Raw genomic sequence first — 15009 nt, 5'->3', positions numbered from 1 at the left:
GAAGTTGGCAATGCTGCGGCTTTTTTATGTAGCGATTTGTCTAGCGGAATTACCGGACAAGTTCTTTATGTAGATGCAGGATATGAAATTATGGGAATGTAATACGATTTGGGAATGGGGCATTGGGCATTGGGCATTGGGCATTGGGCATTGGGGATAAACAAACCATCTCTTTACCCTTTAACCTTTACCCTTTTCCTCTCTTAAGAGTCTCCAAGTCTCCCTTCGGTTTTAGAGTCGCCTGCAAAGAGAAGCCCTCTGGAGTTGGTGCCTCACCAGTTCCCCGTTTCCCAGTTTCCAGTCCCTAATCCCCAAAGGGGGCCCGATTTCATTAATTCCCGCCAAAATAAAGTTAGAACTCTTGTGGAGTTACCACTAATGCAATCAGCAAACAAACTGCCGCGATGGATTACTTTAGGATTGGCATTTCCCCTAGCTATTCTCAATGGTTGGCTATTAATCCAGGTTGTACAGTATTTTCAACCTTTGGTTAGTATTTTTGCCGCCGCCATCCTATTGGCTTTTGTGTTAAATTATCCAATCCAATTTCTCCAAGAACAAGGAGTGAAACGCAACCTGGCTATTGGGGGAGTATTGCTTTTTACTGTAGTGGTTTTAGTGGGTTTAGGTATTACCTTGGTTCCCCTAATTCTAGGACAGCTAAATGAGCTAGCTAATATTTTGCCCAGTTGGATTGATTCTGGGACTCAACAACTACAAGCTTTTCAAGATTGGGTGTTAAATCAACAACAGCTTCCCATTAATTTAAGTGGTTTATTTACTCAAGCTCTTGACCAATTATCTAACCAACTTCAGTCCTTCACTGGGAGAATTCTTGGTTTTGCCGTCGATACTATTGGTACTGTGGTCAACGTTTTGCTAGCGGTAGTTCTGACTATCTACTTAGTATTAAATGGCGAACGTCTTTGGGACGGAATTTTTCATTGGTTTCCGCATAATATGGGCTTAAAAGTAAGGCAATTACTACGAGAAGATTTCCACAATTACTTCATCGGTCAGGCAACATTAGGTGCTGTACTGGGATTGACTATAACATTAGCGTTTTTGGCACTGCAAGTTCCCTTGGCTCTACTTTTTGGAATTGGTATTGGCTTGTTCTCTCTTTTCCCCTTTGGTACGGGGGTAGGTATCGCCATAGTCAGTCTGTTGGTAGCCTTGCAAAACTTTTGGCTAGGAGTGGAAGTTTTAGGCGTAGCTGTTGCAATTGATCAAGTTAATTCTAATTTTATTGCACCTCGGATTTTGGGAAATTTGACTGGTTTAAATCCCGTATGGGTTGTGATTTCCTTGCTGCTGGGAGCCAAATTGGGAGGCGTATTGGGTTTGTTAGTCGCTATACCAATTGCCAGTTTTATCAAAGATACAACAGATAGCTTGCGGGCGGGGGAATTTAATAAGATAGATGATGTCGATATAAAATCCGCAAAAATTGAAAGTGATGTAGTAGGAACTTATAGCTAAAATTATGACTTATATTTTCACATTACAAATGTCATAAGATACTTAAGACAATTAATAGATGTTCAATAAATGCGTTAAAAAATAAAGAATAGACCTGTTTTGGAAGTAGTCTTCTAAGACAGGTCTTATAAAGCATGAGTTAATCATCCTTCATTCTTTAGAATTAATCGATTATTTATTGTTTTAAAGATGTTTCTAGTCAACTATATTAGCTGTCCCCAAACAAAGGTTAAAATTTAACCTTTTCTTTTTTGATTGATGTTGCTTTTCTCTTCAATATCCAGCCAAGGCTACAAGCAAAAAGAGTACTACCTAAAGTTGTAGGTTCAGGAACTTTACTATAAGAAAGTTTGCCAGAGACGATTTCGGAATTTGGAGAAGTTCTAGAAAAAATTGTAAAATCCTCACCTACAATTTCGTAACTGATAGAGCTAGAAGGATTAGATTTATTGTTGAATAGATATTCTAATCCTACAGATTTCTTTCCTGTTAAAAATGTGGTTGAAAATACAATGGGGAATTCTGGATAATTGACATCATCTTGTTCTGTGTAAATAGTAGAGTCACCATTAAATTGAAAATGGAGCAACTTCACTTTCGCCTCTGGAATGTTGTCATTACTAAAAGTTGAGTCATCAAAGCTAAAAAAGCCCTGTCCTTTATTTATAGGACTATCAACATTGAAAGCGTAACTAACAATTGTGGCGGAGGCTGATTTTGCATCGATGGTAGCAAAACCTAGAGCAAGAGTAGCAGTAGCAAGCACTATTTGTGGAATAAATTTCATTTCAGTTTTCCTCACGATAAACTTCTGCAAGCAATGTATACACTACAAAGTTTTGTAGATGCGTTTAGCTGTTGTTAACGCACTCTAGCAAACAAAATTTTTGCGTTTTATTTAATCCACGTTCCCAAGTATTTGGAGTTAACTCACTTTGGTTTCATGGGTTTAAGCAGACTTTAATCAAAGGTGAAGATAATATTATGTTAGGTAATATTATAGAAATTTAATAACTTTTTATTAACCCTTGAATAACTCAATCTTTACTTATTCCTATAAAAATATATGGTAATTACTTATCCTATAATACTTTTGCTTAAACTTGGCATTAATTAATATGGAATCCCATCACTCATTGAAGCTAAACCGTCGCCAGTTTTTGCTCCGTTCAGCAATCACAGCCGGTGGAGTTATTTCTACAAATCTTGTATCAAAATCACAAGTTTTTGCTCAAGCACCTGCAATTATCACATCCGATAAAATGCGTCCTGCAATACCTTATGGCGTAGCTAGCGGAGATATCTCTAACAATGGCATTGTTATTTGGAGTCGTAGCGATCGCTCTGCAAAAATGATCGTAGAATATTCTACCAGTGAATCATTTGGTAATGTTCAACGCGTTCTCGGCCCCAATGCTTTAAAAAATAGCGACTTTACAGCACGAATTAATCTCAACAACTTACCACCAGACCAACAAATATTCTATCGGGTGATTTTCCAAGATTTAAATTATCAGAACATTAATAGCATTCCTGTTAATGGAACTTTCCGAACTCCTCCCATACATGGACGAAATATATTCTTTGTTTGGGGTGGAGATACTGCGGGTCAAGGATGGGGTATTAATCCTGATTTTGGTGGGATGAAAATTTACGAAACCATGCGCCAACTTAAACCTGACTTTTTCATCCATTCTGGCGACAATATTTACGCTGATGGCCCACTTTCATCAGAAGTAACGCTGGACGATGGCACAATCTGGAAAAACATTACCACAGAAGAAAAATCAAAAGTAGCGGAAACTTTAACAGAATTTCGTGGTAACTATAAATACAATTTGTTAGATGAAAATGTTAAGCGCTTCAACGCTGAAGTTCCTATACTGGCACAGTGGGACGACCACGAAACTACAAATAACTGGTATCCTGGCGAATTTCTTCTTAACGATAACCGCTATGTAGTTAAGGATGTTAACTTGCTAGCAGAAAGGGCAAGGCAAGCATTTTTAGAATATATGCCTATTGAGTATAAAACTGATGATCCAGACAAAGCAAGAATTTATCGCTCCTTCAAGTATGGTTCATTACTAGATATTTTCATGCTTGATGAGCGCACCTATCGGGGAGTGAACACTCCCAATAATCAGCCAGTACCAAGTAAAGACACGGAATTTCTTAGCAGAAAACAAGTGCAATGGCTCAAAAGGCAATTACTATCATCAAAAGCAACTTGGAAAGTTATTGCTAGTGATATGCCTCTAGGTTTGATAGTTCGAGATGGTAGCACTGATTTTGAAGCTTGGGCTAATGGAAACGGCCCAGCTTTAGGAAGGGAATTAGAGCTTGCTGACTTACTACGATTTATTAAAAACAAGGATATCAAGAATGTTGTTTGGTTAACTGCTGATGTACATTATGCAGCAGCCCATTATTACGACCCTGCTAAAGCACAGTTTACTGACTTCAAGCCTTTCTGGGAGTTTGTGGCTGGGCCTCTTAACTCCGGCACATTTGGGCCCAACCAACTGGAAAATACTTTTGGGCCACAATTGGTATTTCAAAGCCTTCCTCTAGGTACGAAAGCAAATCGACCTCCAAGTGAAGGTTTGCAGTTTTTTGGGGGTGTCAAAATTAATGCTTATACAAATGTGATGACGGTAACACTGCGTAATTTGGCTGGGGAGACTGTTTACAGCGTAGATTTACCGCCAGAAAAATAAGTTGTCAAAAGCTTAGTAAAATTTAGCCAGTTAGATAGAGTAATTGGGTAATTTTTTACTCTGTCTGCTGGCTTTGCTGTTTTTTGGCTGAGATGGTGCAGTAGTCGCCGCTACTGATTGCAGCTAAATTATATCTGATAGTTGGCGTGCTGGAGAATTTAGCCAAAATAGATCATAGTCATAACCTGCAAAAGTTGAAAGTGAAACAGAAGGGATTTATAGCTAAAATTCAACATAAAGGCGAAGGAAAACTAACAATGCTGGCAAGCTACATTGACCAAGCAATGGAACTAGCATTTTATGAGATCATTGAAGATGATGAAATTTATTGGGGTGAAATTCCAAGTTTACAAGGAGTCTGGGCAAGTCATAAAACGTTAGAAGGTTGTAGGCGGGAACTAAGAGAAGCTTTAAGTGACTGGCTGGCGCTACGGTTGCATTTGGGGTTAATGATTCCCGTAATCGCTGGTATCAACCTCAATGAACTGACTAAACCTGTATAAAAATGTCTAGATTAACCCCTGTTTCTTGGCGTGATTTGGTAAAACGTCTGCAAGAGTTGGGCTTTGAAGGCCCTTACGCAGGAGGAAAGCACCCACAAATGCGGCGAGGTGATGTTACTGTGATTATTACCAATTCTCATGAGGGTGATATTAGTGTGGGTCTATTATCACGGCTATTGCGACAAGCTGGAGTTTCTCGTGAAGAATGGTTGGGTGAGTGAAATTTCAAGGGTGTATTAAACTCTGCACTTTGCGCCCTTACAGCGCTTCCGGCTATTATGCAATACAATTTTCCTCTTACCCCTCTCCTATCATAGCTTTCAGCTATGAGGATGTACCTCATAGCCGCCGGAAGTGCTGTAGCCCTCTTTTGTCACTCTCCGGGAGGGTAATAGCTAGAAGCCTCATCAGGCAATCAATACAAGCTATCCTATTAGAAAAAAATGGGTGTTGTATTTGTTATTAGAAAAAAATCGCGTGAACCCTTGGTAGATAAAAGCTCTAGAATTCAGAAATGGCAAATGTTTTCGGAGAGTGACAGAAGAGGGGTAGTTGCTATTGAGAGTATCATAAAAATAGAATCTAAGCATTTTTGGAATTGGTTATGCTTAAGCAACTCATCCTTGAAAATTGGAAAAGTTTCCGTTATGCAGAGCTTCCGCTTGACCCGTTGACTGTTCTGATTGGGACGAATGCGAGTGGGAAATCTAATGTCGTTGAAGCTTTGGAATTTATACAAAGAATAGTTAAAGGTGAGGATATTGAAGCTGCTTTAGCAGGAGACAAAAATCTTACTTCTATTCGAGGTGGTGTAGAGGGCGCTGCTCTGAAACCTGGAACTCAATTTACATTGAAGGCACTAGTACAAGGTCAAGATGATAAAACTGATTACCTCTATAGTATTACAATACAAACAAAACCGTTTATTCAGGTTTTAGAAGAATACGTAACTCGCAAAAATAATACCAACAATTATAAGCAAATCAATTTTCCAAATTACCTGTTTAGATTCGCTTTAGGCTCAAATGGAATTATAAGCATGTCTGCAATTTTTACAAATGAAAATACCAAAATTCCAGTGACTAGAAATTTTACACTTCGTGGCTCAATGCTAACAGATTTAAAAATAATCAAATTTTCCGATTCTATTAGTAATGAAATTAATACAGTTATTAATAGTATTGAAAATATTTTTTCTCTGAATCCCATTATTTCTAAAATGCGGGATTATTCACGACTTTCTGAGAGCCTTGAAACTGATACATCCAATCTTGCAGGCGTACTAGCGGCTTTGCCTGACGAGCAGAAAGCTGAGGTTGAATCAACTTTATCTGACTACATTAAGGATTTACCAGAAGGCGATATTCAAAGAGTGTGGGCAGAAAAAGTTGGTAGGTTTGGCACTGATGCCATGCTTTACTGTGTTGAAGAATGGAAGCCTGGCCATATTACAGAGATTGATGCTAGAAGTATGTCAGATGGAACTTTACGCTTTCTAGCAATTCTCACAGCGCTACTAACTCGATCTGAAGGCAGTCAATTAGTAATTGAAGAAATAGATAATGGGCTTCATCCTTCGCGTGCAGAATTGCTGGTAAGAATATTGCGAGAGATTGGTAGTAAAAGAAAAATTGATATTTTAATAACTACTCATAACCCGGCTTTACTTGATGCTTTAGGCTCAGAGATAGTTCCTTTTGTTGTTGTCGCACACCGCGATTCTGAAACTGGAGAAAGCAAGCTTACACTTTTAGAAGATATTGATAATTTTTCTAAGTTATTTGCATCATATTCTTTAGGTGATATGACAACTAAGGGTGCAATTGAAAGAAGCCTTTCTCGTGGTAACTAGTTACTAATATGAGAAAGGTGCTACTCATCGATACATCGCTTTTATGCGTTTGGTTATAAGTTCCAGGTAGAGAAACTGCTGGTAATAATGAATGGAATTTTGAGCGTGTAAATCAGAAAATTAAGGCAGAAATTGCCAAAGGAACAACGCTGGTACTGCCTTTAGCTACTGTTATAGAAACAGGTAATCACATTGCACAGGCTAAAACAGCAAATTCAGAAAGTAAACGTATAGCAGCTCAAAAATTTGCCGAAATTATAACTTATGCAGCTGATGAAACAACTCCTTGGGCTAAGTTCCGTGAGCAAATTGTTCTTTGGGAGGAGGAAGAATTGAAAAAGTTAGCGGCTAAATTCCCTAATCAAGCTGTAGAAAAGACTTCTATGGGTGATGCTAGTATTGTCATCTTGGGCAAGTACTACCATGACAAAAAAGACTACTATGTAGAATTTCTGACTGATGACGATAAGCTAAAATCACAGGAACCACCTCCACCACAGCCACCTACACGCCGCAGCGATCGCACCAAAAGGGTAAAAAATCCTTGAGCGATCGCTTGTTCTCCACACTAACAGCAAAAATGGATGCCCCAGCCAACAACCCAAGCCAATAGTAAAAAATTCTTGAGCGATCGCACCTCAACTTTCACATCACGTTATCATCGGATATTGTGGAATTTCCGTGCGTAACTCCCCCTAGCATCTATGACCGCTTCTCACTCTGAAACTCCATCTACCAAGGCTGACGCAAGTACTTTTATTTCCAACCATCAAATGGTTGATCGCAGCAAGCTAAGTCAAATGTACTTGCATTATGTCGAGACGAAGGATAAATATCCTCACGCGATGTTGCTGTATCGGGTAGGAGATTTCTTTGAATGCTATTTCCAAGATGCTGTAACGCTAGCGCAAGAATTAGAATTAGTCCTCACTAGCAAACAAGCTGGGGAACAGGGGCGCGTCGCAATGTCTGGTGTTCCGCACCACGCTTGGGAACGCTACACGACGCTATTGGTAGAAAAAGGCTATGCAGTGGTCATTTGCGACCAAGTGGAAGATGCAGCAGAAGCTACTGGGAGATTGGTGCGGCGAGAGGTAACGCGTATCTTGACTCCTGGGACTTTGCTGGAAGAGGGAATGCTAAAATCCGGTCGCAATAACTACCTGGCGGCTGTGGTAATTGCTGCTAACCATTGGGGTTTAGCTTATGCAGATATCTCTACAGGTGAATTTCTCACGACTCAAGGTAGTGATTTAGAACATCTTACACAAGAATTAATGCGCTTGCAGCCTTCGGAGGTGCTTGTTCCTACCAATGCTCCCGATTTGGGTAGTTTGCTGCGTCCGGGAGAAACTTCGCCGCATTTACCGCAGTGTTTGCCACCATCATTTTGCTATAGTTTGCGATCGCAAGTACCATTTTCGCAAGCGGAAGCTAGACCGAGATTATTGCAGAAATTTAAAGTGCGATCGCTTGAAGGACTCGGTTGCGATCATCTCCCTCTGGCTGTTCGTGCGGCTGGCGGTCTTCTGGAGTATTTGGAAGATACCCAAAAAGAACACCCTGTCACCCTCCAGAGGCTACGCACCTACACTGTCACCGACTACCTAATTGTAGATAGCCAAACCCGTCGTAACCTGGAAATTACCCAAACTGTTCGTGATGGAACTTTTCATGGTTCCCTTCTCTGGGCGTTAGATAGAACGAATACAGCTATGGGCGGGCGGGCTCTACGGCGATGGTTATTACAACCGCTACTCGATATTAAAGGTATTCGGGCGCGGCAAGATACCATCCATGAATTGATGGAAAATACCTCCCTGCGTCAGGATTTGCGACAGTTGTTACGGCAGATTTATGACCTGGAACGGCTGACGGGGCGGGCGGGTTCTGGTACTGCTAATGCTAGAGATTTAGTAGCTTTGGCAGATTCTTTATCACGCCTACCAGAATTATCCCGCTTAGTGAGTGAGGCACGTTCCCCCTTCCTGAAAGCTTTGCAGAAAGTGCCAACCGTGTTGTCAGAATTGGCACAGAAATTACACGTCCATCTTGTGGAGTCACCGCCGATACATATTAAGGAAGGTGGATTGATTCGCGCTGGAGTAAATCTCCAATTGGATGAGAGAAAGTCAACTGTCGAAGCAGATCAGCAATGGATTGCCAATTTGGAGGTTGACGAGAGAGCTAAGACAGGAATTCCCACATTAAAGGTAGGATTTAATAAAACATTTGGTTATTACATTAGTATTTCCCGCGCCAAAGCTGACCAAGTACCCTCTAATTACATCCGCAAGCAAACCCTGACTAATGAGGAACGCTATATTACGCCAGAGTTGAAGGAACGGGAAGCGCGGATTTTGACAGCGCGGGATGATTTAAATCATTTGGAATATGAAGTTTTTGGAGCGTTACGGGATGAGGTGGGACAACAGGCGGAGGTAATTCGCAATCTCTCCCGCGCAGTGGCGGCGGTGGATGTGTTATGTGGTTTAGCTGAGTTGGCGGTACATCAAGGTTATTGTCGTCCAGAAATGTTGCCAGGACGGGAGATTATGATTGTTGATGGTCGTCATCCGGTGGTGGAACAGTCTTTACCTGCGGGGTTCTTTGTGCCAAATTCGACGCAGTTGGGAGGTGAGGAAACGAACCGCGAACAAAACAAGGACATGAAGGAACAAATAAAGAATTATTCTCCCCCTCTCCCTCTCTCCCCCTCCCCGCCTCCCGACTTAGTTATCCTCACTGGGCCAAATGCAAGTGGCAAAAGTTGTTATTTGCGCCAGGTGGGATTGATTCAGTTAATGGCGCAGATTGGTAGTTTTGTACCAGCTAGGTTTGCCAGGTTGGGAGTATGCGATCGTATTTTCACGCGTGTAGGTGCAGTAGATGACTTAGCAACGGGTCAATCTACGTTCATGGTGGAAATGAATGAAACGGCGAATATTCTCAATCATGCCACTTCTAGGTCGCTGGTGCTGTTGGATGAAATTGGCCGGGGAACGGCGACGTTTGATGGTCTTTCCATTGCCTGGGCGGTGGCGGAGTATATAGCTGTGAATATTCGGGCGCGGACGATTTTTGCTACGCACTACCACGAGTTGAACGAACTGGCTAGCATTTTGCCGAATGTAGCTAATTATCAGGTGACGGTGAAGGAGTTACCCGACCAAATTATCTTTTTGCACCAAGTTCAACCGGGAGGCGCTGATAAGTCTTATGGTATTGAAGCGGGACGCTTAGCGGGTTTACCAGCGGTGGTGATTCAACGGGCCAAACAAGTGATGGGTCAAATTGAGAAACACAGTAAGATTGCGATGGGTTTGCAAAGTCTAGATTAGGTAAATTCTTTGATTTATTCTATTTTTCCGCTATAATCTGCTGATTGTATAGAATATTGGCTCGCCAACTTATTCTACCGCTAAGGAATTGCAATCATGACGCATCGAAAAACCCCTGCTCTTATTCCACATTCTGCGCCCTCGAATATTGTAGGTGACAAGTATCCAACAATTGGACTGATTGAAGTTCCAGCAACGGGACTATACGATGCAGAAGGCAATAATTGGACTTCTTTATTTAGAAATCGTTCTTTAATCAGCAAGCAAGTTTTGATCGCTGACTTGCAAGCAGGGGGATTTGACGCGCGATTGGTCAACCTCAGAGATGAAAATTATAGTGAAGAATTTGGGCAGATTTTCTGGAAAGGTATAACTCTGCGGAAAACTTATGTAGGGGGCAAAATTTCCGATCTCGATCCTCACACCTATGATGCGTGGGGAATTACGGTTAATTTTTCCCAAGATCGTCAAGTAAGCTGTATGCTCATCGAGCATCTTGCCAAAGGTGGTCGTCCAATTGTCGTTGGGGGATCGGATGCTGTGGCTGAACCGCAACACTACTTGAAGGCTGGAGCAGCAGCAGTAGTTCAGGATAAATCCGGTGCAGCTAATTGGGCGATTTTTGACTATGTACTGGGAAAAACTCCACGGGAAGAACTCACAGGTGTAATTCTCGCAGACGGCAAACAATATGCCAGGAAGACTAAAGCAAAGAGTCCAGAAGATTGGGCGCTACCCTCTGTGGAGGTGGCTAGGGAATGTTTAGGGACACTACCAAATGTACAGGGAGTTGTGCCCATTGGTTCGGTGGTTGCTGACATTGGTTGCGATCGCACCTGTGACTTTTGCCAGACACCCACTTACGGCACTGGCTATCGGAGAATGACCCCACAAACAACCCTGAAATGGATGGCTCGCCAGAAAGAGGCGGGGGCTCGTTCGATTTACATAGGTTCCGATCAATTTCTCGCCCGTGGACTCTTTCCTGGGGGACGAGAAGAGATCCTCGAAATTACCAATGGTGCGCGGGAGATGGGAATATCTCTAATGTGGCCTAATGGTTTAGAACTGCGGAAAGCAACTCTGGGACATGGACGCAACTACGAAAACACCGATCTCAGGCCTGACGAAGAAGTTATTGAAGCACTTTTTGGCTGGGATGGCAAAGTAGGTTGTACTTTAGCTTATATCCCTGCTGAACGTCCGGTTTTTGGGCGAGAAGCATACAGCAAGTTGTTGCCGTGGCAAGAGCATTGTACGTTGATGAAATCTGTAGTCAGAACTGGTGTACCTGTCGTTACCTATGGCATCATTATCGGGCTACCAGATGATGATGATGATAGCTTGTTACATCTTGAGGAAGCGATCTCAGGACTCGTGGATGAACTCGTAGAGATTAACCCTGAAGTAGAATTTCAGATTGCTTGCTACAGCATTGCTCCCTTACCAGGAACTCCACAATCCCAAAACTTACGCAAGTCAGGTCTGCTACAGTTTGAAGACTCCTGTGTTTGGGGAGGGCTATGGACTCCTACTTGCAATACTAATCACCTTAGCTACGAGCAGGTTTCCGATTGGCAAATTCGTCTATCTAAGATTCGCAGAGCAAAGACTGAATTTACCAACTATAACGGGGAATATTCAGGGCTAATTAATAACTAACTGTATTAACACTCCCCAAGCACCAAATAATTCAAAAAAAGGCTGGTGTGAAAAATACCAAGATCAACAAAAAGACTGCTGGGGTGGTACAACTCGGCAAAGCATCTGATGACCAGACGTTTGGATGGGATATTGACTATGGCGATCGCATTGTTGAAGTTGCACCTTTTTTAGCCAGTAATCTTTGATTTACCTGCAATTGCTGTTTGACCTCAGAATCTCCCGAATTCAATTCGGGGGAGTATGTCAAGATCATTGTAATGGACATCAACCTTGCCAAAACGGTGAAATTGGTCAGAACCTCAACCTAACTTCCAGAGAACATATCTCTAGTTCAAGATGTTCATAGAACCATCAACAAACAGACTAATAATAAACTCACTAGTACCAGCAAAGCTTGATTGCGTTTGATCCAGTTTTTCACAGTTACTATAAAGCTGCTGGTGTAACGCTGCTGTTCCAACTCTAATTTAGTTTCTTCAATATTTTGGTAGAGAGTACAGTCTTTGGCGTAGGGACGTTGGGGAAAGTTGCAGGTATCATCGGCATGATAAGTGCAGGTGTCGCACAAATACCCGTCTCCCGTAGCGCGGTGTAAGGGAATGCCAGGATGTCCGTAAGCTTTAAGTGTTATACGGCAATAGGGACAACTGATAGCTTGATGATCAACGAGTTGATGGCAGCGGGGACAAGATACAGTAGCCAAATTCAGCGCCAATTAGGTAAGTAAATACTTTGATTTTAGCTGTTTACGCAAACAAGGGGAAAGGGAGGAGCGAACGATAAATTAGCGTAACTCAACTTAATTTTAAGCGTTCGCTCTGTTTGCGAAGGTAACAATAAGTTTTGTTTTGCTCGCACTATTGCTTTGGAATAACAAATGTGCCAGCCGATAAGTACAGCATTTTGCGGTCATTCTGCTCAACCGCAACTTTGTCAACTAAGGAAAGTAGCTGCTGATTAAATTCGGCATCCGAATTCTGATCAAAGAAAGCAAAACCATCTATTTTACCATAATTTATTTTTGCAACAGGTCTATTGATTTAAAGCTTAATTTTCAAAAAAATCCCCCGCCAAAAGGTGGGGGATTTTTTTTAATTACCTACAACAAGCTAATTCAGCCAACTAAAATATTAACCGAACTTACCAGCCGTCGAGGCAATCAAGAATGCCGCATAAGTAACGATGTAGCCAACCGTGAAGTGAGCTAGACCAACCACACGAGCTTGGACGATAGATAGAGCAACGGGCTTATCTTTCCAGCGAACCAAGTTCGCTAGAGGAGTACGCTCGTGTGCCCAAACAAGGGTTTCAATCAACTCTTGCCAGTAACCTCTCCAGGAGATTAAGAACATGAAGCCAGTCGCCCAAACAAGGTGTCCAAATAGGAACATCCAAGCCCAGACAGAAAGGTTATTCACGCCGTAAGGATTGTAGCCGTTAATCAACTGAGCTGAGTTAGCCCAGAGGTAGTCACGGAACCAGCCCATCAGGTATGTAGAGTTTTCGTTGAACTGAGCAACGTTTCCTTGCCAAATACCTAAATGCTTCCAATGCCAGTAAAAGGTCAACCAACCAATGGTGTTGAGCATCCAGAAAGTAGCGAGGTAGAAGGAATCCCAAGCGGAGATGTCGCAAGTACCGCCACGACCGGGGCCGTCGCAAGGGAAGGCATAGCCGAAGTCCTTTTTATCGGGCATCAGCTTAGAACCACGGGCATCCAAAGCACCTTTGACCAAAATCAAGGTGGTGGTGTGCAGACCCAAGGCGATCGCATGGTGTACCAAGAAGTCGCCAGGGCCAATTGTTAAGAATAGGGAGTTTGTCCCAGAGTTGATGGCATCTAACCAGCCTGGTAACCAGACGTTGCCGTAGTTGGGCCATGCTGTGTGGGCGATGCTGTCTGGGTTAGACAGCAAGGTGTCTAAGCCGTACAGTACCTTACCATGAGCAGCTTGGACAAACTGAGCAAACACCGGCTCAATCAGGATTTGCTTTTCAGGTGTACCAAAAGCAACTACTACGTCGTTGTGGACGTACAAACCGAGGGTGTGGAAACCTAAGAAAAGAGATACCCAGCTGAGGTGGGAGATAATCGCTTCTTTATGCTTCAATACACGCTCAAGCACGTTGCCTTTATTTTGTTCGGGGTCGTAGTCACGTACCCAGAAGATTGCTCCGTGAGCAAAGGCACCAAGAATTAGGAAACCAGCGATGTATTGGTGGTGTGTGTACAGCGCTGCCTGAGTTGTGTAGTCCTTAGCAATAAATGCGTAAGGAGGCATGGCGTACATGTGCTGCGCCACCAAAGAGGTGATGGTTCCTAAAGCAGCTAGGTGAATACCCAACTGGAAGTGCAGCGAGTTGTTATAGGTATCGTACAACCCTTGGTGAGGCAGGTTAAACTGACCTTCACTCTTACTACCAGGAACTAAACCAGATTTGGAGTTCAGCATTTCTTTGATGCTGTGACCAATACCAAAGTTAGTCCGGTACATGTGACCAGCAACAATGAATATTACTGCGATCGCTAAGTGGTGGTGAGCCATATCGGTCAACCACAGCGATTCAGTCTGGGGATGGAAACCACCCAAGAAAGTCAAAATTGCAGTTCCTGCACCTTGCGATGTGCTGAACACATGGCCAGCAGTGTCAGGGTTTTCAGCGTAAACACCCCAGTTACCTGTAAAGAAAGGTGTCAAACCTGCTGGGTGGGGTGGGGTATTTAGGAAGTTATCCCAACCGACGTGCTGTCCGCGAGCTTCGGGAATAGCAACGTGAATCAAGTGACCAGCCCAAGCCAGAGAGCTAACACCAAATAGACCTGCCAGGTGGTGGTTTAGGCGATGTTCCGCGCTCTTAAACCATGCCAAGCTAGGACGGTACTTGGGTTGCAAGTGTAGCCAACCAGCAAACAAGAATACAGCCGCGAATAACAGCAGGAACACTGAACCTGTGTACAGTTCGGTATTCGTCCGCATTCCAATGGTGTACCACCAATGGTAGATACCAGAGTAGGTAATGTTTACGGGATTGCTAGCACCAGCTTGGGTAAAAGCTTCAACTGCTGGTTGTCCAAAGTGGGGATCCCAAATCGCATGAGCGATTGGACGGATATGAAGGGGATCTTTAATCCACTGTTCAAAGTTACCTTGCCAGGCTACGTGGAACAGGAGGCTGGATGCCCACAAGAAGATGATTGCCAAATGACCGAAGTGAGTTGCGAAAATCTTTTGGTAAAGATTTTCCTCTGTCATGCCATCATGGGTTTCAAAGTCGTTGCCTGTGGCGATCGCATACCATATCCGACGCGTGGTCGGATCCTGCGCGAGATCCTGGCTAAATTTGGGAAATTTTGTTGCCATAGGTTTAATAAATCCTCTGACCTTTAGCCATCAAGTATCAGTTCAATTTCGGATTTCAGATTTTGGATTTTGGATTAAATCTAA

13 protein-coding genes are annotated in these 15009 nt (G+C 42.8%); 10 read left to right on the top strand and 3 right to left on the bottom strand.

Annotated features, from left to right (window positions below; genetic code table 11):
* Together IQ246_RS13835 and IQ246_RS13830 are read left to right on the top strand one after the other, a co-directional pair.
* Positions 1-102, top strand: a 102-nt coding sequence (locus IQ246_RS13835) for an SDR family oxidoreductase (protein ID WP_194001845.1), incomplete at its 5' end; no start/stop codon positions are given.
* 276 nt (positions 103-378) lie between these two features.
* Entirely contained in the window at positions 379-1482 is a 1104-nt protein-coding gene (locus IQ246_RS13830; protein WP_194003933.1) for an AI-2E family transporter, read from the top strand.
* Positions 1483-1711: 229 nt separating this feature from the next.
* Here IQ246_RS13830 and IQ246_RS13825 read toward each other — a convergent pair whose 3' ends face one another.
* The gene (locus tag IQ246_RS13825) at positions 1712-2269 is read right to left on the bottom strand and encodes a PEP-CTERM sorting domain-containing protein (protein ID WP_194003931.1); all 558 of its coding nucleotides are present in this window, start codon (positions 2267-2269) and stop codon (positions 1712-1714) included.
* 331 nt (positions 2270-2600) lie between these two features.
* Between IQ246_RS13825 and IQ246_RS13820 the strand changes: the two genes are divergently transcribed.
* The 8 genes from IQ246_RS13820 to IQ246_RS13785 all read left to right on the top strand — a co-directional run bounded on the left by IQ246_RS13820 (position 2601) and on the right by IQ246_RS13785 (position 11748).
* Positions 2601-4202 (top strand): alkaline phosphatase, encoded by a 1602-nt coding sequence (locus IQ246_RS13820; protein WP_194003929.1) that lies wholly within the window; start codon positions 2601-2603, stop codon positions 4200-4202.
* A 257-nt stretch (positions 4203-4459) separates the two neighbouring features.
* Entirely contained in the window at positions 4460-4705 is a 246-nt protein-coding gene (locus tag IQ246_RS13815; protein ID WP_194003927.1) for a type II toxin-antitoxin system HicB family antitoxin, read from the top strand.
* A gap of 2 nt (positions 4706-4707) precedes the next feature.
* Positions 4708-4926 (top strand): type II toxin-antitoxin system HicA family toxin, encoded by a 219-nt coding sequence (locus tag IQ246_RS13810; protein ID WP_194003925.1) that lies wholly within the window; start codon positions 4708-4710, stop codon positions 4924-4926.
* A 383-nt stretch (positions 4927-5309) separates the two neighbouring features.
* A complete protein-coding gene (locus IQ246_RS13805; protein WP_194003923.1) occupies positions 5310-6557 on the top strand; it encodes an AAA family ATPase in 1248 nt (415 codons plus the stop codon).
* Between the two features lie 332 nt (positions 6558-6889).
* On the top strand, positions 6890-7105 hold the full coding sequence (locus tag IQ246_RS30375; protein WP_244142025.1) for a hypothetical protein: 216 nt from the start codon (positions 6890-6892) through the stop codon (positions 7103-7105).
* A 156-nt stretch (positions 7106-7261) separates the two neighbouring features.
* Positions 7262-9898, top strand: a complete 2637-nt coding sequence (mutS, locus tag IQ246_RS13795; protein WP_194003921.1) for a DNA mismatch repair protein MutS — start codon at positions 7262-7264, stop codon at positions 9896-9898.
* A 96-nt stretch (positions 9899-9994) separates the two neighbouring features.
* Positions 9995-11560 carry a radical SAM protein gene (locus IQ246_RS13790; protein ID WP_208492155.1) on the top strand — a complete coding sequence of 522 codons (1566 nt, stop codon included), beginning with the start codon at positions 9995-9997 and terminating at the stop codon, positions 11558-11560.
* Positions 11561-11607: 47 nt separating this feature from the next.
* Positions 11608-11748, top strand: coding sequence for a hypothetical protein (locus tag IQ246_RS13785; RefSeq protein ID WP_194003940.1), 141 nt, complete (start codon positions 11608-11610; stop codon positions 11746-11748).
* Positions 11749-11903: 155 nt separating this feature from the next.
* Here IQ246_RS13785 and IQ246_RS13780 read toward each other — a convergent pair whose 3' ends face one another.
* Positions 11904-12266 carry a zinc ribbon domain-containing protein gene (locus tag IQ246_RS13780; protein WP_194003918.1) on the bottom strand — a complete coding sequence of 121 codons (363 nt, stop codon included), beginning with the start codon at positions 12264-12266 and terminating at the stop codon, positions 11904-11906.
* Between the two features lie 427 nt (positions 12267-12693).
* The gene (gene psaB / locus IQ246_RS13775; protein ID WP_194003916.1) at positions 12694-14925 is read right to left on the bottom strand and encodes a photosystem I core protein PsaB; all 2232 of its coding nucleotides are present in this window, start codon (positions 14923-14925) and stop codon (positions 12694-12696) included.
* Positions 14926-15009 lie beyond the last annotated feature (84 nt).

The organism is aff. Roholtiella sp. LEGE 12411 (assembly GCF_015206995.1).
Taxonomy (GTDB): domain Bacteria; phylum Cyanobacteriota; class Cyanobacteriia; order Cyanobacteriales; family Nostocaceae; genus Komarekiella.
This window is presented reverse-complemented; position numbering and strand designations above follow the sequence as displayed.